Raw genomic sequence first — 23,339 nt, 5'->3', positions numbered from 1 at the left:
ACCAAACCCGGATTTCGGCATCTATTACCCCGATCCGTCGTGGTGATGACCGAGGGCGGCTGATCAGACAGATCGGGCTCGATGGCTGACACTGCACTCTGCAATCCATATGAATTTGATAGGGAAGGAACACTACATGGCTCTTACTAAAGACCAACTGATCGCTGATTTGGCTGAATCTGTAGACGCACCTAAAGCTACCGTGCGTGCTCTGCTGGACCAACTGGGCCAAGTCGTTGCCGATCAGCTGGAAAACGGCGGCGAACTGACCTTGCCAGGCGTTGGCAAGCTGAAAGTCACCGAGCGTCCTGCCCGTACCGGTCGCAACCCTTCGACTGGCGCAGCCATCGAAATCCCGGCCAAGAAAGTGATCAAGCTGGTTGTGGCCAAAGGCCTGACCGACGCGGTCAACAAGTAAGACCGCCCGATAAAAACCGTGCCGCGGAGCGACCCGGGCACGGTTTTTTATTGCCTTGGAAAAACCAGTGAGACGGCAATGCTGTCGCAGTAAACCCGTGGCGAGGGAGCTTGCTCCCGCTGGGCTGCGCAGCAGCCCCAACTGCGAGTACTTTGTATTGGGTGGCTCCACTCAACCCTTGCGAACCCAACGCGACTGGCGCCAAGCCTGTTGCTGTGCCTCGGTCTGGAAGGTCCAGGCCACGAAGCGGCTCTGTTTTTGTCCCTGGGACATTTCCACCACCTGACTATGCAAGGCCCCCGCTTTTTTCAGCGCTGTCTCGATGGCCGGCAGGTTCGACGCCTTCGATACCAGGGTGCTGAACCACAACACTTGGCCCGCCACCTGTGCGCTTTCGCTGATCAGTTGCGTGACAAACCGCGCCTCGCCGCCCTCGCACCACAACTCCGCCGCCTGGCCGCCGAAGTTCAGCACCGGTAACTTGCGCTTCGGATCCGCTTTGCCCAGCGCGCGCCATTTGCGCTGGCTGCCCTTGGTCGCTTCTTCCAGGGAGGCGTGAAACGGTGGGTTGCACATCGTCAGGTCGAAGCGTTCGGCGCTTTCCAGAAGGCCCAGCAGAATCTGCTTGCGGTTGGTTTGCTGGCGCAACTGGATGGCCTTGGTCAGCCCGTTGGACTGCACGATCGTCTTGGCCGAGGCAATCGCCGTCGGATCGATCTCCGAGCCGAGGAAATGCCAGCGGTAATCGCTGTAGCCGATCAGCGGATAGACGCAATTGGCGCCGGTGCCGATATCCAGCACCTTTACCGCAGCCCCGCGGGGGATTTCACCTTCGTTGTGGCTGGCGAGCAGATCGGCGAGAAAATGCACATAGTCCGCACGCCCTGGCACCGGCGGGCACAGGTAGTCAGCGGGAATGTCCCAATGCGCGATGCCGTAAAACGATTTGAGCAGCGCCCGGTTGAACACCCGCACGGCTTCAGGGCTGGCGAAATCGATGCTTTCCTTGCCGTAGGGGTTGATGATTACGAACCTCGCCAGTTCGGGCGTGCTCTTGATCAGCGCTGCAAAGTCATAACGGCCCTGGTGGCGGTTGCGCGGGTGCAGGCTGGCTTTCTCCCGTGGCGCCTTGGCCTCGGTGGCAGGCTTGGGCTTCTGGCGGGCAGGCTTGGGTGTGCGAGGGGCGGTCATGGGCGGGTCGATTCGGGGCTGGTCAAAAAGTGGCGGGCATTGTCCCACATCTGGTCCGTTCTTGATGACTGCGCGGGTTAAATGTGGGAGATTCTATGTTGCAGGGGAACCCTGCAGCATAGAATTAGAGCGATATTCGCTCTGGTTTTTCATCAGGGCGAATGCCACCCGACACAATTTACGGGCGAGGCTCACCAACGCTTGGGTTCTGGCGAAACCTCTTGCCAAGCAGGACTCGTAGTAAGGCTTCCAGACTGGAGACCGGCAAGCCGCCATTGCTGCGGTGTGTGCCAAGCGTCGCAGCTCGCCATCTCCTTTCTTGCTCAGGTGTCTGGGACTGTGTTTTTTTCCGGAGTCTTTTGGCCTCAGGTCCATCCCTAAAAAGGCAATGAACGCATCGCCGCTGGCGAAGTCACCTCGCATGAATGCGGTCGCCAGGCTTGTTGCCGTCAGTTCGCCCACACCCTCAATGGCTTTGCAGCGGTTGATATTCTCAGTAATCCCCGCCCCTTGGCTGGCTTCACGCAATAACTTCTGAATGGCCCGATCGCTTTGCTTGAAGGCGTCCAGTTGCTGGGTCAGGATATCTTTCAGAAGCGGTTCGCTCGACCAGCTCAGCATGAGGCTGACGCGAGCTTTGATCAGTTCTGCACGCTTGCGTAGCAGGCTTCTTAGCACTTTGTAGGCATCTGAAGGTGGTGTCCAGGCACGTAACCGTTGCTGTTCATTCGTTAGATAACGCGCCAGCAAACGTGCATCACAAGGGTCGGTTTTTGCCCGCTGCCCAATGCTTTCGCGGTAATGGGCCACACGATAGGCATCCACAACATAAACCCTGTGCCCCATCCCATGGGCCAGTTCAGCCGTATCCAGGTGATAAAAGCTGGTGGCTTCCAAGGCAATCAAGCTTTGCGCTGGCAACATTTTGAGCCAACGGACAAGGGCTTCACGATTGTTATCGACGATTTGAATGCTTTTCAGATCCTCGCGATAAGCGACAATTTCAGCCTTGGCGACATCAATACCGATAACCGCTGGAGAGGTAAGGATTGTCATCTCGAATCCTCGGAGCTAGGGTTTAGATGCTTGTCGGGGTCTACCGTAGCGCTGGCTTGCTTCTATCGTCGGTTTTACCGATGAATTCCTTATCGGCGCTTTAGGTAGAAAGGGCGGGATGAGAAGTCTCCCACGGTCCGTACTGGCTAGAGTCGGAATCGAGCTTTTAGTCCTGCCCACCCCTTCAAGTCTAAACATACAAGCGAGCTTGCTCGCGATGACAGCGGCACATCCAGCGCTGATGCAAGCTGACCCGCCGCCATCGCGAGCAAGCTCGCTCCCACAGGGGGGCGATACCTGAAAGAAAAGTGGCAGGCATAAAAAAGGAGGTCCAGCTGGACCTCCCTTTTCATTGCGAACAACCGTTACAGACTGGAAATCCGCGCGTGTTGCTCGGCCAGCTTGCCCAGGGCCAGCTCAGCCTCGGCCAACTTGGCCCGTTCCTTCTCGATGACTTCGGCCGGCGCCTTGTCGACAAAGCCGGCGTTCGACAGCTTGCCGCCAACGCGCTGGACTTCACCCTTCAGGCGCAGGATTTCCTTGTCCAGGCGCGCCAGTTCGGCGGCCTTATCGATCAGCCCGGCCATCGGCACCAGCACTTCCATCTCGCCAACCAACGCGGTGGCCGACAGCGGCGCCTCTTCGCCGGCAGCCAGCACGGTCACCGATTCAAGCTTCGCCAGCTTCTTGAGCAGCGCTTCGTTCTCGTTGAGGCGGCGCAGGTCTTCGGCGCTGGCGTTTTTGAGGAACAGGGTCAGCGGCTTGCCCGGGCCGATGTTCATTTCGGCGCGGATGTTGCGCAGGCCGAGCATGAAGGTCTTCAGCCACTCGATGTCGTCTTCGGCCGCCGGATCGATGCGGCTCTCATTGGCCACCGGCCATGGTTGCAGCATGATCGTTTTGCCCTGTGCACCAGCCAGCGGCGCGACGCGCTGCCAGATTTCCTCGGTGATGAACGGCATGAACGGATGCGCCAGGCGCAAGGCCACTTCCAATACCCGAACCAAGGTGCGACGGGTGCCGCGCTGGCGCTCGACCGGAGCGTTTTCGTCCCACAAAACCGGCTTGGACAGTTCCAGGTACCAGTCGCAATACTGGTTCCAGATGAACTCGTACAGCGCTTGCGCCGCCAGGTCGAAACGGAACTGGTCGAGCTGGCGGGTTACTTCGGCTTCGGTGCGTTGCAGCTGGGAAATGATCCAGCGATCCGCCAGGGTCAGCTCGTAGGCTTCGCCGTTCTGGCCGCAATCTTCGCCTTTATCCAACACGTAACGCGCGGCGTTCCAGATCTTGTTGCAGAAGTTGCGATAGCCTTCGACGCGGCCCATGTCGAACTTGATGTCGCGGCCGGTGGATGCCAGCGAACAGAAAGTGAAACGCAGGGCATCGGTGCCGTAGCTGGCGATGCCGTCCGCGAACTCTTCGCGGGTGGCTTTCTCGATCTTCTTCGCCAGTTTTGGCTGCATCAGGCCGGAGGTGCGTTTCTGCACCAGGGTTTCCAAGTCGATGCCGTCGATGATGTCCAGCGGATCCAGGACGTTGCCCTTGGACTTGGACATCTTCTGGCCCTGGCCGTCGCGCACCAGGCCATGGACGTAAACGGTCTTGAACGGCACCTGCGGGGTACCGTCTTCGTTTTTCATCAAGTGCATGGTCATCATGATCATCCGGGCGACCCAGAAGAAAATGATGTCGAAGCCGGTGACCAGCACGTCGGTGGAGTGGAATTTCTTCAGGAATTCGGTCTGCTGCGGCCAGCCTAGGGTGGAGAAGGTCCACAGGCCGGAGCTGAACCAGGTATCGAGCACGTCGTTGTCCTGTTGCAGGGCAACGTCCGGGCCGAGGTTGTGCTTGGCGCGGACTTCGGCTTCATCACGGCCAACGTAGACCTTGCCCGACTCGTCGTACCAGGCCGGGATGCGATGCCCCCACCACAGCTGACGACTGATGCACCAATCCTGGATGTCGCGCATCCACGAGAAGTACATGTTTTCGTATTGCTTGGGCACGAACTGGATGCGGCCGTCTTCCACGGCGGCAATCGCCGGCTCGGCCAATGGCTTGGTGGACACGTACCATTGATCGGTCAGCCACGGCTCGATGATGGTGCCGGAACGGTCGCCTTTCGGGACTTTCAGGGCGTGATCATCGACGCTCACCAGCAGGCCGGCGGCTTCGAAGGCCGCGACGATCTGCTTGCGTGCCTCGAAGCGCTCCAGGCCGGCGAATTCGGCCGGAATCTGGCCGTCGACGTTCTCGTTCAGCGTGCCATCGAGGTTGAATACCTGGGCTGCTGGCAAGACATTGGCGTTCTTGTCGAAGATGTTCAGCAGCGGCAGGTTGTGGCGCTTGCCGACTTCGTAGTCGTTGAAATCGTGGGCCGGGGTGATTTTCACGCAACCGGTGCCGAATTCAGGGTCGCAATAATCGTCGCCGATGATCGGAATACGACGGCCCACCAACGGCAGCTCGACAAACTTGCCGATCAATGCCTTATAGCGCTCGTCGTTCGGGTTCACCGCCACGGCGGCGTCGCCGAGCATGGTTTCCGGACGGGTAGTGGCAACGATCAGGTAATCCTTGCCTTCGGCGGTTTTGGCGCCGTCGGCCAGCGGGTACTTCAGGTTCCACAGGAAACCCTTCTCGTCGTGGTTCTCCACTTCGAGGTCGGAAATCGCCGTGTGCAGCTTGGTGTCCCAGTTGACCAGGCGCTTGCCGCGGTAAATCAGACCGTCTTCATGCAGGCGCACGAAGGCTTCCTTCACCGCTTCCGAGAGGCCGTCGTCCATGGTGAAGCGCTCGCGGCTCCAGTCCACGGACGAACCGAGGCGGCGGATCTGGCGGGTGATGTTGCCGCCGGACTCCTCTTTCCATTCCCAGACTTTCTCCAGGAATTTTTCGCGACCCAGGTCATGACGGTTCTGGCCCTGGGCTTCGAGGCGGCGCTCCACCAACATCTGGGTGGCGATACCGGCGTGGTCGGTGCCCGGTTGCCACAACGTATTACGACCTTGCATGCGACGGAAACGGATCAGGGCGTCCATGATCGCGTTGTTGAAACCGTGGCCCATGTGCAGGCTGCCGGTGACATTCGGCGGCGGGATCATGATGGTGTAGGAATCGCCCGCGCCTTGCGGAGCGAAATAATTCTCGGACTCCCAGGTGTTGTACCAGGAAGTTTCAATGGCGTGCGGCTGGTAGGTCTTATCCATGCGCGGCGGGACCCTATAGGCATTTATTCAGGAAAAGCCGGGAAGTATAGCGGGCAGGGCTGGTGCAAGCCACAAGCTGCGATGAATGCGGAGACAGTTGACCCCTGTGGGCGCGAGCTTGCCCGCGATAAGGCCATCACATTCAACATGGATGGTGACTGACAGCCCGCTATCGCGAGCAGGCTCGCTCCCACAGGATGTTCACAATGAGGCGGAGGACGCTATTCGTACTGGCTCAACAACCGCTCCATCCGCGCATCCAACCGGCGCTTGATCTCGGTCTCGATATGCGGTGCGAAGTCGTCGATGACGTCTTGCATGATCAACTGCGCGGCGGCGCGAAGTTCTCGGTCCAGGTGTAGCAAGGCGTCGGGGCCTTTCGGTTCTGCCTTGGTGGCTGGCTGGGGTTCAGGCTGGCCGTTGATCGGGTCGAACAGCAGCGGGATCTGTTCGTCATGCACCGGCTCGTGCTCCACCGTATCGGTCAGCAGCGGCGGTTGCAGGTTGTCATCGCCGAGCAGTTGGCGGATCGACTCGAGGTCATCCAGCAGTTGCGCGGGTTTTTGCGAAGGTTTTGGAGTATCCATCGTAGGCTCAGAGTCGCTGTAAACGGTGGTCTTGCAGAGGATAGCCCTGTTCACGGTAGAAACGGAAACTCTCCCGAGCGGCTTGCCGGATGGCCGGGTCTTCCACCACCACTTCCGCCACCCGGGCGAAGCGCTGGGCGAAGGCCGGCACTTTCAGGTCGAGGTTGACCAGCAGGTCGTGGTGTTGCCCGCAGTCATTCCCGAGCCCGAGTACGATCAAGCCCTCGGGTTCGTTTTCGGCAGGGCCATGGGGCACGAAGCTCTCTCCCTTGAACGCCCACAAGCGCGCATCGAGGTCGTCACGCTGGGCGGCATCGCTGCAATGCAGGTAGATGCGATGGCCCATGCGCCAGGCCTTTTCGGTGAGTTTGCAGGCGAAATCCAGCCGCGCCGAGGGATCGGCGCTGGGCAGGATATAGAAATCGACTTTGGTCATTGTGGTTCCTGGATCGCCGATGCGCCGCCCGAAGGCGACGTACCGGCTATCATCAGTGTCAGGCTTTGGCGCGGTCCAGCAGGTACTGGGTCAACAGGGGGACCGGACGGCCGGTGGCGCCCTTGTCCTTGCCGCCGCTGGTCCAGGCCGTGCCGGCGATGTCCAGGTGCGCCCAATTCAAGTTCTTGGTGAAGCGCGACAAGAAGCACGCCGCCGTGATGGTCCCGGCTTTCGGGCCGCCGATGTTGGCGATGTCGGCGAATGGGCTGTCCAGCTGTTCCTGGTACTCGTCGAACAACGGCAGTTGCCAGGCGCGGTCGTCGGCTTGCTGGCCGGCGCTCAGCAATTGGGCGATCAGCTCGTCATTGTTGCCCAGCAGGCCCGAGGTATGGGCGCCCAAGGCAACCACGCAGGCGCCGGTCAGAGTGGCGATGTCGATCACCGCTTGCGGCTTGAAGCGCTCGGAGTAGGTGAGGGCGTCGCACAGCACCAAGCGGCCTTCGGCGTCGGTGTTGAGGATTTCGACAGTCTGGCCGCTCATGGTGGTGACGATGTCGCCAGGGCGCGACGCCGTGCCGCTGGGCATGTTCTCGGCGCAGGCGAGGATGCACACCAGGTTGATCGGCAATTGCAGTTCGAGCACGGCGCGCAGGGTGCCGAACACGCTGGCGGCACCGCCCATGTCATATTTCATTTCGTCCATGCCGGCGCCGGGCTTGAGGCTGATGCCGCCGGTGTCGAAGGTGATGCCCTTGCCGACCAGCGCGTACGGCTTCTCGGATTTCTTGCCACCGTTGTATTGCATGACGATCAGGCGCGGCGGCTGGGCGCTGCCCTGGCCGACGGCATAGAACGAGCCCATGCCCAGGTCCTTGATCTTCTTCTCGTCGAAGACCTCGACCTTGAGACCCTTGAATTCCTTGCCAAGCGCCTTGGCCTGTTCGCCCATGAAAGTCGGGTGGCAGATGTTCGGCGGCAGGTTTCCCAGGTCACGGGTGAAAGCCATGCCGTTGGCAATGGCGGTGGCATGGGTCACGGCGCGCTGGACTTCGGCCTGGGCGGCCTTGATGGTCAGCAGGGTGATTTTCTTCAGGGCGCGCGGTTCGGCTTTCTGGCTCTTGAAGCGGTCGAACTGGTACTCGCCGTCAATCAGGGTTTCGGCCAGCAGGCGATTCTTGCCGTAGCTGTCGCGGCCTTTGACTATCAGTTCGTCCAGCGCCAGTGCAGCGTCGCCGCCACCGAGGTTTTTCAGGGTGGCCAGCACGCCGGCGATGATCTTGCGCAACGGACGGTCGCCCAGTTCGGCGTCCTTGCCCACGCCCACCAGCATCACACGGTCGGCCTTGAGGTTGGGCAGGTTGTGCAGCAACAGGCTCTGGCCGACCTTGCCGGCCAGGTCGCCGCGCTTGAGCACGGCGCTGATTGCACCGCCGCTCAGGGCGTCGAGCTGGCTGGCAACGACGCCGAGCTTGCGGTTTTCACCCACGGCAACCACCAGGGTGGCGGTCTTCAACGTTTCTGGGCTGACGCTTTTTACAACCAGTTCCATGTCCGGATCCTTGAGTCAATGGTCAAGAGGCCAGGCGCCACGACGACATTGGCGCGCTGAACAGCTGTCTTCTATAAAAAGAAGCGCCGGGGCTTGCCGGCGACAAAGGCGGCAGTTTGAACCTCGGCGCCCGAGCCTGACAACCCTGGCAATCGTTAACTTTTTGGCCATGAAGCGTCTGCTTAAAGCGTGCGCAGTGACAGGCGCCTCCAATCACAGGATAATGCGGCTCTTTTTTCGGCGGCTCGCGTTGTGGGCCGGCTCGATACGTTTGCTAGTTTGGCCGCCTTAGGGTTCGTATGAAAAGTCGCGCAGGCGCTTCTCGTACAAGGCCCAGCCTGACAATCCTGGAGTGTCTGGTTTGATCGTCTTCCGTTACCTATCCCGCGAAGTCCTGTTGACCCTGAGCGCCGTCAGCGCCGTGCTGCTGGTCATCATCATGAGCGGGCGCTTCATCAAATACCTCGCCCAGGCGGCCTCCGGTGCCTTGGACCCGGGCTCCCTGTTCCTGATCATGGGGTTCCGCCTGCCGGGCTTCCTGCAATTGATTCTGCCGCTGGGGCTGTTCCTCGGCATCCTGCTGGCCTATGGGCGCTTGTATCTGGACAGCGAAATGACCGTGCTGTCGGCCACCGGTATGAGCCAGCAACGGCTGTTCCGCATCACCTTGTTCCCGGCAACGCTCGTGGCGCTGGTGGTCGCGTGGCTGAGCCTGAGCCTGTCGCCGCAAGGGGCCAACCAGTTCCAGCTGTTGATCAACCAGCAGGACGCCATGACCGAATTCGACACCTTGGTACCGGGGCGCTTCCAGGCCCTGCGGGACGGGACGCGGGTCACTTATACCGAACAACTCTCGGACGATCGCATCGACCTGGGCGGCGTCTTCATTACCCAGAAGAATGTGTCTTCTGACACCAAGAAGGATCGGGGCATTTCCGTGCTGGTGGCTGAAAAAGGTCGCCAGGAAATCAACCCCGACGGCAACCGCTACCTGATCCTTGAAAATGGCTATCGCTACGATGGCACGCCAGGCCAGGCCAACTACCGGGCGATCAAGTACGACACCTACGGCGTATTGCTACCCAAGCCGGAGGCCAGCGACGAAGTCACCGATCGTGACGCCATGTCCACGGCCAGCCTGCTGGGCAACGACGACATCCGCGCCCGCACCGAGCTGCAATGGCGCCTGTCGCTGCCGCTGCTGGTATTTATCGTGACGCTCATGGCGGTTCCGCTGTCGCGGGTCAATCCGCGCCAGGGCCGTTTCCTCAAGTTGTTGCCGGCGATTCTTTTGTATATGGCTTACCTGACCATCCTGATTTCCGCCCGCAGCGCCCTGGAGAAAGGCAAGATCCCTCCGACGCTGGGCCTGTGGTGGGTGCATTCGATATTTCTGGCCATTGGCCTGGGGCTGCTCTACTGGGAGCCGCTGCGCCTGAAGCTCGCAAGTCGTCGCAGCGCGCTGGAGGTGGCCCGTGGTTAAGCTCGATCGCTACATCGGCAGCAGCGTATTCATGGCGATCCTCGCCGTATTGGGGATCATTCTTGGCCTGGCGACCTTGTTCGCGTTCATTGATGAAATGGGCGATGTCAGCGATACCTATACGCTGCTGGACGTGGCGAGCTACGTATTGCTGACCGCGCCGCGCCGCTTGTACGACATGCTGCCGATGGCCGCATTGATCGGCTGCCTGATCGGCCTGGGCAGCCTGGCGAGCAACAGCGAACTGACCATCATGCGCGCCGCTGGCGTGTCCATCGGTCGGATCGTCTGGGCGGTGATGAAACCCATGCTGGTGCTGATGCTGGTGGGTGTGCTGATCGGCGAGTACGTCGCCCCGGCCACCGAGAATACCGCCCAGGCCAACCGCTCCCTGGCCCAGGGCGGCGGTGACGCGCAAAGCGCCAAGCACGGTCTGTGGCACCGCCAGGGCGAAGAGTTCATCCATATCAACTCGGTCCAACCCAACGGAACCTTGTATGGCGTGACCCGCTACCGTTTCGACGATCAGCGGCATATGTTGTCCTCCAGCTTCGCCAAGCGGGCCCAATTCGCCGACGATCACTGGCAACTGAGCGATGTCACCACCACGCTGTTCCATGACAAGCGCACCGAAGTCGTCGCCGCACCGCAGGAACGCTGGGACGTGGCGCTCAGCCCGCAGCTGCTCAGCACCGTGGTCATGGCGCCGGACTCGTTGTCCATCACCGGATTGTGGGGGTACATCCATTACCTGGCGGACCAGGGCCTGAACAACGGTCGCTACTGGCTGGCTTTTTGGGTCAAGGTGTTGCAACCCCTGGTGACCGCTGCGCTGGTGTTGATGGCCATCTCCTTCATCTTCGGTCCGCTGCGCTCCGTGACCCTTGGCCAACGGGTATTCACCGGTGTGCTAGTGGGCTTTACTTTCCGCATTGCCCAGGATCTGCTCGGGCCATCGAGCCTGGTGTTCGGCTTCTCGCCATTGTTCGCGGTGCTGGTGCCGGCCGGCGTCTGCGCGTTGGCCGGGCTCTGGCTGTTGCGCCGGGCAGGTTGATTCAACGCTCGATGTGGCGAGCAAGCATCCTCGCCACACATGCTCATCGACAGGCGAGCGTGACGCTTGCGCGGTGTATCGGGTACAATTCCCGGCTATTTTTCGGCGGGCCATGCCTGCAGCCTTTTTGAGTGTTGATCCGTGAGTGATTTGAGTCATATCCGCAATTTCTCCATCATCGCCCACATTGACCATGGCAAGTCGACGCTGGCTGATCGCTTCATCCAGATGTGCGGCGGCCTGGCCGAGCGTGAAATGGAAGCCCAGGTCCTGGACTCCATGGACCTCGAGCGTGAACGCGGGATCACCATCAAGGCCCACAGCGTTACCCTTTACTACAAGGCTCGCGACGGCATTACCTACCAGCTCAACTTCATCGATACCCCGGGCCACGTCGACTTCACCTATGAAGTCAGCCGGTCGCTGGCGGCCTGTGAAGGTGCGTTGCTGGTGGTCGATGCCGGCCAGGGCGTCGAGGCCCAGTCGGTCGCCAACTGCTACACGGCCATCGAGCAGGGCCTGGAAGTCATGCCGGTGCTGAACAAGATCGACCTGCCCCAGGCCGATCCGGACCGCGTGAAGGAAGAAATCGAAAAAATCATCGGCATCGATGCCACCGACGCGGTCACGTGCAGCGCCAAGACCGGCCTGGGCGTGGATGAAGTGCTCGAGCGCCTCGTCACCACCATCCCCGCGCCGACCGGCAATATCGAAGATCCGCTGCAAGCGTTGATCATCGACTCCTGGTTCGACAACTACCTGGGCGTGGTTTCCCTGGTTCGCGTGCGCCATGGCCGCGTGAAGAAGGGCGACAAGATCCTGGTCAAGTCCACCGGCAAGATCCACCTGGTGGACAGCGTCGGTGTCTTCAACCCGAAACACACCGCTACCACCGACCTGAAGGCCGGTGAAGTGGGCTTCATCATCGCGGGCATCAAGGACATTCATGGGGCGCCGGTGGGCGATACCCTGACCTTGAGTTCCACCCCGGATGTCGATGTGCTGCCAGGCTTCAAACGCATCCAGCCACAGGTCTACGCCGGCCTGTTCCCGGTCAGTTCCGACGACTTCGAAGACTTCCGCGAAGCCCTGCAAAAGCTGACCCTGAACGACTCGTCCCTGCAGTACACCCCGGAAAGTTCCGACGCCCTGGGCTTTGGCTTCCGTTGCGGGTTCCTCGGCATGCTGCACATGGAAATCATCCAGGAGCGCCTGGAGCGCGAGTACGACCTGGACCTGATCACCACGGCGCCGACGGTAATCTTCGAGCTGCTGCTCAAGAACGGCGAGACTATCTACGTCGACAACCCGTCCAAGCTGCCGGACCTGTCGGCCATCGAAGACATGCGCGAGCCGATCGTGAGGGCCAACATCCTTGTGCCTCAGGAGCACCTGGGCAACGTCATTACCCTGTGCATCGAGAAGCGCGGCGTGCAGCACGACATGCTGTTCCTCGGCTCGCAGGTCCAGGTGACCTACGACCTGCCGATGAACGAAGTGGTGCTGGACTTCTTCGATCGCCTGAAATCCACCAGCCGCGGCTATGCTTCGCTGGACTATCATTTCGATCGTTACCAATCGGCTAATCTGGTGAAACTGGATGTGCTGATCAACGGCGAAAAAGTCGATGCCCTGGCATTGATCGTGCACCGCGACAACGCGCACTACAAAGGTCGTGCGTTGACCGAGAAGATGAAGGAACTGATTCCGCGGCAGATGTTCGATGTGGCAATCCAGGCCGCCATTGGCGGGCAGATTGTGGCGCGTACAACCGTCAAGGCACTCAGAAAGAACGTATTGGCCAAATGCTACGGCGGCGATGTCAGCCGTAAGCGCAAGCTGTTGGAAAAGCAGAAGGCCGGTAAAAAACGCATGAAGCAGGTCGGCAACGTGGAAATTCCACAGGAAGCCTTCCTCGCGGTGCTCAGGTTGGATAGTTAGGTCCTATGTCGCTAAATTTCCCGCTGTTGCTGGTTATCGCCGTGTTTGTCTGCGGCCTGTTGGCGTTGCTTGATCTGTTGTTCCTGGCGCCTCGGCGCCGGGCCGCCATTGCCTCTTATCAGGGCAGTGTCAGCCAGCCTGACGGCGTGGTCATTGAAAAGCTCAACAAGGAACCGCTGCTTGTCGAGTACGGCAAGTCGTTCTTCCCGGTGCTGTTCATCGTGCTGGTGCTGCGCTCGTTCCTGGTGGAGCCGTTCCAGATTCCGTCCGGTTCGATGAAGCCCACCCTGGACGTGGGCGACTTCATCCTGGTGAACAAGTTTTCCTATGGGATCCGGCTGCCAGTGATCGACAAGAAGGTCATCGAGATCGGCGACCCGCAACGCGGCGACGTGATGGTGTTCCGCTTCCCAAGCGATCCGAACGTCAACTACATCAAGCGTGTGGTGGGCCTGCCGGGCGACAAAATCCGCTATACGGCCGACAAACGTTTGTTCGTCAATGGCGAACTGGTTGCCGAGCAGTTGATCGGTTCCGAACCGGGCACGCTGGGCAGTGCCGAGCTCTACAAGGAAAAACTCGGCGAGGCAGAACACCAGATCCGCAAGGAAATGAGCCGCTACCGCGCCACGCCGGACCATTCATGGACCGTGCCGGCCGGGCACTATTTCATGATGGGCGACAACCGCGACAACTCCAACGACAGCCGTTACTGGGATGATCCGAACATACCCAAGGACATGTTGGGCATGGTCCCCGACCGCAATATTGTCGGCAAGGCCTTTGCGGTCTGGATGAGCTGGCCGGAACCCAAACTCAGCCACCTGCCGAACTTCTCGCGGGTAGGGTTGATCAAGTAATCACACACGGCGCTGTTGAACACAGCGCCGAATGCATTTCTGGAGCCTGCACAAGGCTGCCCGAAGGCATGAAGCCAACGATAGTCAGGACGTCATTTTTGAACACAGCGTTAATTGTCCCAAGCCAACGGCGCCTTGCCGCCGTGGCGGTGGAATCCAGCCACGAACTCAGCGTGGGTAAACCGTGAGCGTTTCTCTAAGCCGCCTCGAGCGTCAGCTCGGCTACACCTTCAAGGATCAGGAACTGATGCTCCTGGCCCTCACTCACCGCAGTTTTGCCGGGCGCAACAACGAGCGCCTGGAATTCCTCGGCGATGCCATCCTCAATTTCGTCGCCGGCGAGGCGTTGTTCGAACGCTTTCCCCTGGCTCGCGAAGGCCAGTTGTCGCGTTTGCGCGCAAGACTCGTGAAAGGTGAGACCCTGGCCGTATTGGCCCGGGGTTTCGACTTGGGCGAGTACCTGCGCCTGGGTTCCGGCGAACTGAAAAGCGGTGGTTTCCGCCGCGAATCGATCCTCGCCGACGCCCTGGAGGCATTGATTGGCGCGATCTACCTGGACTCGGGCATGGAAATGGCGCGCGAGCGCGTGCTGGCCTGGCTGACTTCCGAGATCGACAGCCTGACGCTGGTGGACACCAACAAGGACCCCAAGACCCGCTTGCAGGAATTTTTGCAATCGCGCAGTTGCGAACTGCCACGCTACGAAGTGGTGGATATCCAGGGGGAACCGCATTGCCGAACCTTTTTCGTCGAATGCGAAGTGGTCTTATTGAATGAAAAAAGCCGTGGCCAGGGCGTGAGCCGTCGTATCGCCGAACAGGTAGCGGCCGCCGCAGCACTGATCGCCTTGGGCGTGGAGAATGGCAATGACTGATACAACCGTCACCCGATGCGGCTATGTCGCCATTGTCGGTCGGCCGAACGTGGGCAAGTCCACGTTGCTGAACCACATCCTGGGCCAGAAGCTGGCGATCACCTCGCGCAAGCCTCAGACCACGCGCCACAACATGCTGGGCATCAAGACCGAAGGCGATGTGCAGGCGATCTACGTCGATACTCCGGGAATGCACAAGGGCGGTGAGAAGGCCCTGAACCGCTACATGAACAAGACTGCCTCGGCAGCGTTGAAAGACGTTGACGTGGTGATCTTCGTGGTCGACCGCACCAAGTGGACCGAAGAAGACCAGATGGTCCTCGAGCGCGTCCAATACGTGACCGGTCCCTTGATCGTGGCGCTGAACAAGACCGACCGCATCGAAGACAAGGCAGAGCTGATGCCGCACCTGACCTGGTTGCAGGAACAGTTGCCGAACGCGCAAATCATCCCGATCTCCGCCCAACACGGTTACAACCTCGACGCGCTGGAGCGGGTGATCGCCGAGCACCTGCCGGAAAACGATCATTTCTTTCCTGAAGACCAGATCACCGACCGCAGCAGCCGTTTCCTCGCCGCCGAGTTGGTGCGCGAGAAAATCATGCGCCAGATGGGCGCCGAGCTGCCGTACCAGATCACGGTGGAGATCGAGGAATTCAAGCAACAGGGCAAGACCCTGCACATCCATGCCTTGATCCTCGTCGAACGTGATGGCCAGAAGAAGATCATCATTGGCGACAAGGGCGAGCGCATCAAGCGCATCGGCACCGAGGCGCGCAAGGACATGGAGCTGCTGTTCGACTCCAAGATCATGCTCAACCTGTGGGTCAAGGTGAAAGGCGGCTGGTCCGATGACGAGCGCGCGTTGCGTTCGCTGGGTTACGGCGACCTGTAATCCTTAATGTGAGTACATGAATGCCACTGTGGGAGCGAGCCTGCTCGCGATAGCGGTCTGTCAGTCAACATCCCTGTTGAATATCAGTCCCTCATCGCGAGCAGGCTCGCTCCCACAGTGGTTTGTGGTTGCCGGTAAAATTGCGTTTGTTCATTGAGAACCCAGATGGCTGCGACCCCTCCCACCGCCCAACCCGCCTATGTCCTGCACAGCCGCGCCTACCGCGAAAGCAGCGCCCTGGTGGACTTCCTCACGCCCCAAGGGCGGCTGAGAGCGGTGTTGCGTGGGGCTCGGGGCAAGGCCGGGACGCTGGCGCGGCCGTTCGTCCCATTGGACGTCGAGTTTCGCGGCAGGGGCGAATTGAAGAATGTCGGGCGCATGGAAAGCAACGGCGTCGCGGCCTGGCTCAACGGCGAAGCGCTGTTCAGTGGTTTGTACCTCAATGAATTGCTGATCCGCCTGCTCCCCGCCGAGGATCCTCATCCTGAAGTCTTCGACCACTATGCCGCCACGCTGCTGGCCCTGGCCGAAGGTCGCCCTCTGGAGCCATTGCTGCGCTCTTTCGAATGGCGCCTGCTGGACGATCTGGGCTACGGTTTTTCCCTCGACACCGACCTGCACGGACAACCCATCGCGGCGGACGGCCTCTACCGCTTACAGGTGGACGCGGGCCTGGAGCAGGTCTACCAGTTGCAACCCGGGTTGTTCAATGGCGTTGAGCTTCTTGCCATGGCCGAGGCCGACTGGACCGCGCCCGGTGCATTGGCGGCGGCCAAGCGTTTGATGCGCCAAGCCCTGGCGGTTCATTTGGGCGGCCGGCCGCTGGTCAGTCGCGAGCTGTTTCGCAAGCCCTGATCTACCCGTATGCTGTGGGCCGAATCTCTGTCCATTCAGGAGCGCTTTTCGTGAGCACCAGCAATCGCATTCTTCTCGGCGTGAACATCGACCATGTCGCCACCCTGCGCCAGGCCCGAGGTACGCGCTACCCGGATCCGGTCAAGGCCGCACTGGATGCCGAAGAGGCGGGCGCCGATGGCATTACCGTGCACCTGCGCGAGGACCGTCGCCACATCCAGGAGCGCGATGTGCTGCTGCTCAAGGATGTGCTGCAAACCCGCATGAACTTCGAAATGGGCGTGACCGAAGAAATGATGGCCTTTGCCGAGCGCATCCGCCCTGCGCACATCTGCCTGGTCCCGGAAACCCGTCAGGAGCTGACCACCGAAGGCGGCCTGGACGTGGCGGGGCAGGAGGCGCGGATCAAGGCCGCGGTGGAGCGGCTGTCGAAGATGGGCGCCGAGGTATCGCTGTTCATCGACGCCGACGAGCGGCAGATCGAAGCCTCCAAGCGGGTCGGCGCGCCGGCCATCGAGCTGCACACCGGGCGCTACGCCGATGCCCAGACCCCCACGGACGTGGCCGATGAGCTGCAACGGGTGGCAGACGGCGTCACCTTTGGCCTGGCCCAGGGCCTGATCGTCAACGCCGGCCACGGCCTGCATTATCACAACGTCGAAGCTGTCGCCGCCATCAAGGGCATCAACGAGCTGAACATCGGCCATGCGCTGGTGGCCCATGCGTTGTTTGTCGGGTTCAAGTCAGCTGTGTCGGAAATGAAGGCGCTGATCCTGGCGGCCGCCAGATCCTGACCCATCACCACACCCTGTGGGAGCGAGCCTGCTCGCGAAAGCGGAGTGTCAGTTAACAATCATGTCGACTGATGCACTGCTTTCGCGAGCAGGCTCGCTCCCACATTTAGATGTGTATGGCTGTCAGAGTTGCGGTGATTCCTGGCTCGGCTTGCTCTTGTCGACACCCGGCACGTGCAGGTTGCCCTCGGCCACCTGGTTGCCTTCGAGCTGTGGCTGCGTCACCCAGGTCAAGATGTCGTAGTAGCGACGGATGTTCGCCACGAAATGCACCGGCTCTCCGCCCCGGGCATAGCCGTAGCGGGTCTTGCTGTACCACTGCTTCTGGGACAGGCGCGGCAGGATTTTTTTCACGTCCAGCCACTTGTTCGGATTCAGTCCTTCCTTGGCGGCGAGCTTGCGCGCGTCGTCCAGATGACCACTGCCCACGTTATAGGCGGCGAGGGCGAACCAGGTGCGGTCCGGTTCCTCGATGCTTTCATCCAGTTGTTCCTTCATATAGGCCAGGTACTTGGCGCCGCCCATGATGCTCTGCTTCGGATCGAGGCGGTTGGATACACCCATGGCCTGGGCAGTGTTCTGGGTCAGCATCATCAGGCCGCGCACACCGGTCTTGGAGGTCACCGTCGGTTGCCAGAGCGATTCCTGATAGCCGATGGCAGCCAGCAACCGCCAATCGACTTTTTCCTTCTTGGCGTAGGTCTTGAAATGCTGTTCGTATTTGGGCAGCCGCTGCTGCAGGTGCTGGGCAAACGTCGTTGCGCCCATATAGCCGAGGACGTCAACGTGGCCGTAGTAGCGATCCTTCAACCGCTGCAACGTGCCATTCTTCTGCACCTTGTTCAGGTAGGCGTTGATTTCATTGAGCAGGCTGTTGTCTTCGCCGGGGCCCACTGCCCAGCTCTGGCTGCGGGTGTCGCCCAGGTCGAACGCCACGCGCACGTTGGGGAAGTAGACCTGGTTCATCGCCACTTCGTTGGAGTCCACCAGCGTCAGGTCGATCTGGCCCTCGTCGACCATGCGCAGCAGGTCGACGACTTCAACGGCGTCGGATTCTTCGTATTCGATCCCAGGATATTGCTGCTTCAGCTGTGCCAATTGTTCGGCATGGGAGCTGCCCTTGAGCACCATGATCTTCTTGCCGGCCAGGGCCGCCGCGTCGGTGGGGCGCGACTGACCGTTGCGATAGATGATCTGCGGGGTGACTTCCAGGTAAGGGCTGGAAAAGCGAACCTGTTTTTTGCGCTGTTCGCTGCTGACCAGGCCTGCCGCGGCCAGCACCGGGCCGTTGGGCTTGCCGATCTGGCTGAACAGGTCGTCGAGGTTGTCGGCGGTCTCGATTTTCAGCTCGACCCCCAAATCCTCGGCGAAACGCTTCACCAGCTCGTATTCGAAGCCGGTTTCACCACTGCGATCCTGGAAGTAGGTGGCGGGGCTGTTCCGGGTAACGACCCGCAGCACGCCATCCTCCTTTACGCGCTCCAGTGTGTTGGGTTTCTCAACACAGCCACTGAGCACCAGGAAGAGTCCGGTTGCGATCAGCCATCTGGCGTACCGCGGACGCAAAGCCGTTGGGGAAAACATCTGCGCAGTATACGCAAACGGCCTCGACCGCCATATATCGACAGCAAAAGGCCAGTCTGATAGAGGTTGCAAAACGTGTCCGCAAGCCAAGCGGGCCGGCGCGCGGCAAGGCCCCGCAGGGATAAAAAATATCTCTGTGGCGCGGGCCGGATGGCCGGGTAATCAAGCTATCCGCGCCACGACCGACGTTCGGCTCGCACCTGACGTAGCGTTTCGGGTGCCGTTGGCAGCGGTTTAGGCTAGAATGCACGGCCTCAAAGCACACCCCTTCCCGAGGCTGTCCCGAAGATGTTGATCCTGCGCGGCGCTCCTGCCCTTTCTGCCTTTCGCCACAGCAAACTTCTTGAGCAACTGAGCCAGAAAGTACCGGCTGTCAGTGGCTTGTATGCTGAATTCGCTCACTTCGCCGAAGTTACCGGCGGTTTGACTGGCGACGAACAGCAGGTGCTCGCGCGCCTCCTGAAGTACGGCCCAAGTGTTCCAGTCCAGGAGCCAACCGGCCGCCTGTTCCTGGTGTTGCCGCGTTTCGGCACCATTTCGCCGTGGTCGAGCAAGGCCAGTGACATTGCCCGCAACTGCGGCCTGTCGAAGATCCAGCGCCTGGAGCGCGGCATTGCCTTTTATGTCGCCGGTGAGTTCAGCGAGGCCGAGGCCCAACTGATCGCCGAAGGCCTGCATGACCGCATGACCCAGGTCGTACTGGGCAACCTGGAGCAGGCCGCCGGCCTGTTCAGCCACGCCGAACCCAAGCCGCTGACCGCCATCGACGTATTGGGCGGTGGCCGCGCCGCGCTGGAAAAAGCCAACGCCGAGCTGGGCCTGGCCCTGGCCGAAGACGAGATCGATTACCTGGTCAACGCCTTCCAGGGCTTGAAGCGCAACCCCCACGACATCGAACTGATGATGTTCGCCCAGGCCAACTCCGAGCATTGCCGCCACAAGATCTTCAACGCCAGTTGGGACATTGACGGCCAGAGCCAGGAAAAGAGCCTGTTCGGCATGATCAAGAACACCTACCAGATGCACAACGAAGGTGTGCTGTCGGCCTACAAGGACAACGCCGCGGTGATCGTCGGCAATGTTGCCGGTCGCTTCTACCCGAACCCCGAGACCCGCCAGTACGGTGCGGTCCAGGAGCCGGTGCACATCCTGATGAAAGTCGAGACCCACAACCACCCGACCGCCATTGCCCCGTTCCCGGGCGCGTCCACCGGTTCCGGTGGCGAGATCCGCGACGAAGGCGCCACCGGTCGTGGTGCCAAGCCCAAGGCCGGCCTGACCGGCTTCACCGTGTCGAACCTGCAGATTCCTGGCTTCGAACAGCCGTGGGAAAAGCCTTACGGCAAGCCTGAGCGCATCGTCAACGCCCTCGACATCATGATCGAAGGCCCACTGGGCGGCGCGGCGTTCAACAACGAATTCGGCCGTCCGGCCCTGACCGGTTATTTCCGTACCTTCGAACAGTCCATCACCACCCCTCGCGGTGAAGAGGTTCGCGGTTATCACAAGCCGATCATGCTCGCTGGCGGCATGGGCAACATCCGCGCCGAACACGTGCAGAAAGGCGAGATCGTGGTCGGCTCCAAGCTGATCGTCCTCGGCGGCCCGGCCATGCTGATCGGCCTGGGCGGCGGCGCGGCTTCCTCCATGGCCACCGGCACCAGCTCGGCCGACCTGGATTTCGCGTCGGTCCAGCGGGAAAACCCGGAGATGGAACGCCGTTGCCAGGAAGTCATCGACCGTTGCTGGCAGTTGGGTGAGAACAACCCCATCAGCTTCATCCACGACGTCGGCGCGGGCGGCCTGTCCAACGCCTTCCCGGAACTGGTCAACGACGGTGGCCGTGGAGGCCGCTTCGAATTGCGCAACATTCCGAACGACGAGCCGGGCATGGCCCCGCACGAAATCTGGAGCAACGAATCCCAGGAGCGTTACGTCCTGGCGGTCGGCCCGGCTGACTTCGAGCGCTTCCAGGCCATTTGCGAACGCGAGCGTTGCCCGTTTGCCGTGGTGGGTGAAGCCACCGCCGAGCCGCAACTGACCGTGACCGACAGCCACTTTGGCAACAGCCCGGTTGACATGCCGCTGGAAGTGCTGCTGGGCAAAGCCCCGCGCATGCACCGTTCGGCGGTTCGCGAAACCGAGCTGGGCGACGATTTCGATCCGTCCACCCTCGACATCGCCGATTCCATCGAGCGCGTGCTGCATCACCCGGCCGTGGCGAGCAAGAGCTTCCTGATCACCATCGGCGACCGCACCATCACCGGCCTCGTGGCACGTGATCAGATGGTCGGCCCATGGCAGGTGCCGGTGGCCGACGTGGCCGTGACCGCCACCAGCTTCGACGTCTACACTGGCGAAGCGATGGCCATGGGCGAGCGCACGCCGCTGGCGCTGCTGGACGCCCCGGCGTCGGGCCGCATGGCGATCGGTGAGACCCTGACCAACATCGCGGCCTCGCGCATCGGCAAGATTTCCGACATCAAGCTGTCGGCCAACTGGATGTCCGCCGCCGGTCACCCCGGTGAAGACGCGCGCTTGTACGACACCGTCAAGGCCGTCGGCATGGAACTGTGCCCTGAACTGGGCATCACCATTCCGGTGGGCAAGGACTCCATGTCCATGGCCACGCGCTGGAACGACGAAGGCGTGGACAAGAGCGTGACCTCGCCACTGTCGCTGATCGTGACCGGTTTCGCCCCGGTCACCGACATCCGCCAGACCCTGACCCCGCAACTGCGCATGGACAAGGGCACCACCGACCTGATCCTGATCGACCTGGGCCGTGGCCAGAACCGCATGGGCGCCTCGATCCTGGCCCAGGTGCACGGCAAGCTCGGCTCGCAAGCACCGGACGTCGACGATGCCGAAGACCTGAAGGCGTTCTTCGCCGTGATCCAGGGCCTGAACGCCGACGGTCACCTGTTGGCCTACCACGACCGTTCCGATGGCGGCTTGCTGACCACCGTGATGGAAATGGCTTTCGCCGGTCACTGCGGCTTGAACCTGACCCTGGACAGCGTGGCCGAGTCGGCCAGTGAGATCCCGGCGATCCTGTTCAACGAAGAGTTGGGTGCGGTGATCCAGGTTCGCCAGGACGCCACCCCGGACATCCTCGCGCAGTTCAGCGCCGCCGGCCTGGCCGAGTGCGTCTCGGTCATCGGCCAGCCGATCAACAACGCCCACATCAATATCACCTTCAACGGCGACACCGTCTTCGAAGGCCAGCGTCGCTTGTTGCAGCGCCAGTGGGCCGAGACCAGCTACCAGATCCAGCGCCTGCGCGACAACGCCGAATGCGCCGAGCAGGAGTTCGACGCGCTGCTGGAAGAAGACAACCCGGGCCTCAGCGCCAAGCTCAGCTTCGACGTCAACGAAAACGTGGCCGCGCCTTACATCAAGAAAGGCATTCGCCCGCAAGTAGCGGTCCTGCGCGAGCAGGGCGTCAACGGCCAGGTGGAGATGGCGGCGGCGTTCGACCGCGCCGGTTTCAGCGCGATCGACGTGCACATGAGCGACATCCTCGCCGGACGTGTCGACCTGAACGATTTCAAAGGCATGGTTGCCTGCGGCGGCTTCTCCTACGGCGACGTGCTGGGCGCCGGTGAAGGCTGGGCCAAGTCGGCGCTGTTCAACAGCCGCGCCCGCGATGCGTTCCAGGGCTTCTTCGAGCGCAACGACAGCTTCACCCTCGGTGTGTGCAACGGTTGCCAGATGATGTCCAACCTGCACGAGCTGATCCCGGGCAGCGAGTTCTGGCCGCACTTCGTGCGTAACCGTTCCGAGCAGTTCGAAGCCCGCGTCGCGATGGTCCAGGTGCAGGAGTCGAACTCGATCTTCCTGCAGGGCATGGCCGGTTCGCGCATGCCGATCGCCATCGCCCACGGTGAAGGCCATGCGGAGTTCCAGAGCGAGGAAGCGTTGCTTGAAGCCGACCTGTCCGGTTGTGTGTCGCTGCGTTTTGTCGACAACCACGGCAAGGTCACCGAAACCTACCCGGCCAACCCGAACGGCTCGCCGCGCGGGATCACCGGCCTGACCAGCCGCGACGGCCGCGTCACGATCATGATGCCGCACCCGGAGCGGGTGTTCCGCGCGGTGCAGAACTCGTGGCGTTCGGACGACTGGAACGAAGACGCGCCATGGATGCGCATGTTCCGCAACGCGCGCGTCTGGGTGAACTGAGGCGGTGTACAAGCTCTGTTTCTTCGTCCCGGCCAGCCACGTGGACGAGGTCAAAAGCGCCGTATTCGCTGCCGGTGGTGGGCGAATCGGCGACTATGACCACTGCGCCTGGCAAGTGCTGGGCCTGGGCCAGTTTCGCCCGTTGGACGGCAGCCAGCCGTTCATTGGCGAGGCGGGGCAGGTCGAGCAGGTCGAGGAATGGAAGGTTGAGCTTGTTGTCGCCGACGATCTGATTCGCCCCGTGGTGGAGGCATTGAGACAGAGCCATCCCTACGAGACACCGGCGTATGAGGTGTGGCGGTTGGAGGATTTCTGATCCTCCCCGTTTAAATGAAAAACCCGCTGATTGGATCAGCGGGTTTTTT

At 61.1% G+C, this 23,339-nt stretch carries 18 protein-coding genes; 11 read left to right on the top strand and 7 right to left on the bottom strand.

Annotated elements, in window-relative coordinates:
• Window positions 1–136 precede the first annotated feature (136 nt).
• Window positions 137–418, top strand: coding sequence for an HU family DNA-binding protein (locus J3P81_RS19795; protein ID WP_030139622.1), 282 nt, complete (start codon window positions 137–139; stop codon window positions 416–418).
• 171 nt (window positions 419–589) lie between these two features.
• On the opposite strand, the gene rlmF is transcribed toward J3P81_RS19795, so the two are convergent.
• The 6 genes from rlmF to J3P81_RS19765 all read right to left on the bottom strand — a co-directional run bounded on the left by rlmF (window position 590) and on the right by J3P81_RS19765 (window position 8,449).
• Complete coding sequence (rlmF, locus tag J3P81_RS19790; RefSeq protein ID WP_434560455.1) at window positions 590–1,609, bottom strand: 23S rRNA (adenine(1618)-N(6))-methyltransferase RlmF; 1,020 nt, start codon at window positions 1,607–1,609, stop codon at window positions 590–592.
• Window positions 1,610–1,702: 93 nt separating this feature from the next.
• Window positions 1,703–2,665 carry an IS110 family transposase gene (locus tag J3P81_RS19785; RefSeq protein WP_434560453.1) on the bottom strand — a complete coding sequence of 321 codons (963 nt, stop codon included), beginning with the start codon at window positions 2,663–2,665 and terminating at the stop codon, window positions 1,703–1,705.
• 365 nt (window positions 2,666–3,030) lie between these two features.
• Entirely contained in the window at window positions 3,031–5,877 is a 2,847-nt protein-coding gene (locus tag J3P81_RS19780) for a valine--tRNA ligase (protein ID WP_434560451.1), read from the bottom strand.
• Window positions 5,878–6,098: 221 nt separating this feature from the next.
• A complete protein-coding gene (locus J3P81_RS19775; RefSeq protein WP_434560449.1) occupies window positions 6,099–6,464 on the bottom strand; it encodes a DNA polymerase III subunit chi in 366 nt (121 codons plus the stop codon).
• A gap of 7 nt (window positions 6,465–6,471) precedes the next feature.
• Window positions 6,472–6,900 carry a DNA polymerase III subunit chi gene (locus J3P81_RS19770; protein ID WP_420765365.1) on the bottom strand — a complete coding sequence of 143 codons (429 nt, stop codon included), beginning with the start codon at window positions 6,898–6,900 and terminating at the stop codon, window positions 6,472–6,474.
• A 58-nt stretch (window positions 6,901–6,958) separates the two neighbouring features.
• Complete coding sequence (locus J3P81_RS19765) at window positions 6,959–8,449, bottom strand: leucyl aminopeptidase (protein WP_434560447.1); 1,491 nt, start codon at window positions 8,447–8,449, stop codon at window positions 6,959–6,961.
• A gap of 361 nt (window positions 8,450–8,810) precedes the next feature.
• On the opposite strand from J3P81_RS19765, the gene lptF reads away from it, so the two are divergent.
• The 8 genes from lptF (at window position 8,811) to pdxJ (ending at window position 17,205) form a co-directional block, all read left to right on the top strand.
• Window positions 8,811–9,932 carry an LPS export ABC transporter permease LptF gene (gene lptF / locus J3P81_RS19760; protein WP_434560445.1) on the top strand — a complete coding sequence of 374 codons (1,122 nt, stop codon included), beginning with the start codon at window positions 8,811–8,813 and terminating at the stop codon, window positions 9,930–9,932.
• The gene (gene lptG, locus J3P81_RS19755; protein WP_420765362.1) at window positions 9,925–10,986 is read left to right on the top strand and encodes an LPS export ABC transporter permease LptG; all 1,062 of its coding nucleotides are present in this window, start codon (window positions 9,925–9,927) and stop codon (window positions 10,984–10,986) included. Before lptF ends, lptG begins: the two co-directional genes overlap by 8 nt.
• 141 nt (window positions 10,987–11,127) lie before the next feature.
• Window positions 11,128–12,927, top strand: coding sequence for a translation elongation factor 4 (gene lepA / locus J3P81_RS19750; RefSeq protein WP_245142437.1), 1,800 nt, complete (start codon window positions 11,128–11,130; stop codon window positions 12,925–12,927).
• A 5-nt stretch (window positions 12,928–12,932) separates the two neighbouring features.
• Window positions 12,933–13,787 (top strand): signal peptidase I, encoded by an 855-nt coding sequence (lepB, locus tag J3P81_RS19745; RefSeq protein ID WP_420765361.1) that lies wholly within the window; start codon window positions 12,933–12,935, stop codon window positions 13,785–13,787.
• Between the two features lie 184 nt (window positions 13,788–13,971).
• Complete coding sequence (gene rnc, locus J3P81_RS19740) at window positions 13,972–14,661, top strand: ribonuclease III (protein ID WP_245142433.1); 690 nt, start codon at window positions 13,972–13,974, stop codon at window positions 14,659–14,661.
• Window positions 14,654–15,556: a GTPase Era gene (gene era / locus J3P81_RS19735; protein WP_434560443.1), complete on the top strand. Its 903-nt coding sequence runs from the start codon at window positions 14,654–14,656 to the stop codon at window positions 15,554–15,556. Before rnc ends, era begins: the two co-directional genes overlap by 8 nt.
• 165 nt (window positions 15,557–15,721) lie before the next feature.
• Complete coding sequence (gene recO / locus J3P81_RS19730) at window positions 15,722–16,411, top strand: DNA repair protein RecO (RefSeq protein WP_434560441.1); 690 nt, start codon at window positions 15,722–15,724, stop codon at window positions 16,409–16,411.
• A 50-nt stretch (window positions 16,412–16,461) separates the two neighbouring features.
• On the top strand, window positions 16,462–17,205 hold the full coding sequence (gene pdxJ / locus J3P81_RS19725; RefSeq protein ID WP_434560439.1) for a pyridoxine 5'-phosphate synthase: 744 nt from the start codon (window positions 16,462–16,464) through the stop codon (window positions 17,203–17,205).
• A gap of 123 nt (window positions 17,206–17,328) precedes the next feature.
• Here the strand turns inward: pdxJ and mltF are convergent, their stop codons facing one another.
• Window positions 17,329–18,789, bottom strand: coding sequence for a membrane-bound lytic murein transglycosylase MltF (mltF, locus tag J3P81_RS19720; protein WP_420765358.1), 1,461 nt, complete (start codon window positions 18,787–18,789; stop codon window positions 17,329–17,331).
• A gap of 288 nt (window positions 18,790–19,077) precedes the next feature.
• Between mltF and purL the strand changes: the two genes are divergently transcribed.
• Window positions 19,078–22,974 carry a phosphoribosylformylglycinamidine synthase gene (gene purL / locus J3P81_RS19715; RefSeq protein WP_420765357.1) on the top strand — a complete coding sequence of 1,299 codons (3,897 nt, stop codon included), beginning with the start codon at window positions 19,078–19,080 and terminating at the stop codon, window positions 22,972–22,974.
• Between the two features lie 4 nt (window positions 22,975–22,978).
• A complete protein-coding gene (locus J3P81_RS19710; protein ID WP_434560437.1) occupies window positions 22,979–23,290 on the top strand; it encodes an NGG1p interacting factor NIF3 in 312 nt (103 codons plus the stop codon).
• Window positions 23,291–23,339: the final 49 nt, after the last annotated feature.

Source organism: Pseudomonas sp. R1-6, assembly GCF_051132115.1.
Lineage (GTDB): Bacteria > Pseudomonadota > Gammaproteobacteria > Pseudomonadales > Pseudomonadaceae > Aquipseudomonas.
The sequence above is the reverse complement of the archived record's forward strand: the minus strand, read 5'-3'. Positions and strand labels throughout refer to the sequence as shown.

Coding starts and splice junctions, on each gene's coding strand:
- J3P81_RS19795 (WP_030139622.1), top strand. CDS start 137: ATGGCTCTTACTAAAGACCAACTGATCGCTGATTTGGCTGAATCTGTA.
- rlmF (WP_434560455.1), bottom strand. CDS start 1,609: ATGACCGCCCCTCGCACACCCAAGCCTGCCCGCCAGAAGCCCAAGCCT.
- J3P81_RS19785 (WP_434560453.1), bottom strand. CDS start 2,665: ATGACAATCCTTACCTCTCCAGCGGTTATCGGTATTGATGTCGCCAAG.
- J3P81_RS19780 (WP_434560451.1), bottom strand. CDS start 5,877: ATGGATAAGACCTACCAGCCGCACGCCATTGAAACTTCCTGGTACAAC.
- J3P81_RS19775 (WP_434560449.1), bottom strand. CDS start 6,464: ATGGATACTCCAAAACCTTCGCAAAAACCCGCGCAACTGCTGGATGAC.
- J3P81_RS19770 (WP_420765365.1), bottom strand. CDS start 6,900: ATGACCAAAGTCGATTTCTATATCCTGCCCAGCGCCGATCCCTCGGCG.
- J3P81_RS19765 (WP_434560447.1), bottom strand. CDS start 8,449: ATGGAACTGGTTGTAAAAAGCGTCAGCCCAGAAACGTTGAAGACCGCC.
- lepB (WP_420765361.1), top strand. CDS start 12,933: ATGTCGCTAAATTTCCCGCTGTTGCTGGTTATCGCCGTGTTTGTCTGC.
- era (WP_434560443.1), top strand. CDS start 14,654: ATGACTGATACAACCGTCACCCGATGCGGCTATGTCGCCATTGTCGGT.
- recO (WP_434560441.1), top strand. CDS start 15,722: ATGGCTGCGACCCCTCCCACCGCCCAACCCGCCTATGTCCTGCACAGC.
- mltF (WP_420765358.1), bottom strand. CDS start 18,789: ATGTTTTCCCCAACGGCTTTGCGTCCGCGGTACGCCAGATGGCTGATC.
- purL (WP_420765357.1), top strand. CDS start 19,078: ATGTTGATCCTGCGCGGCGCTCCTGCCCTTTCTGCCTTTCGCCACAGC.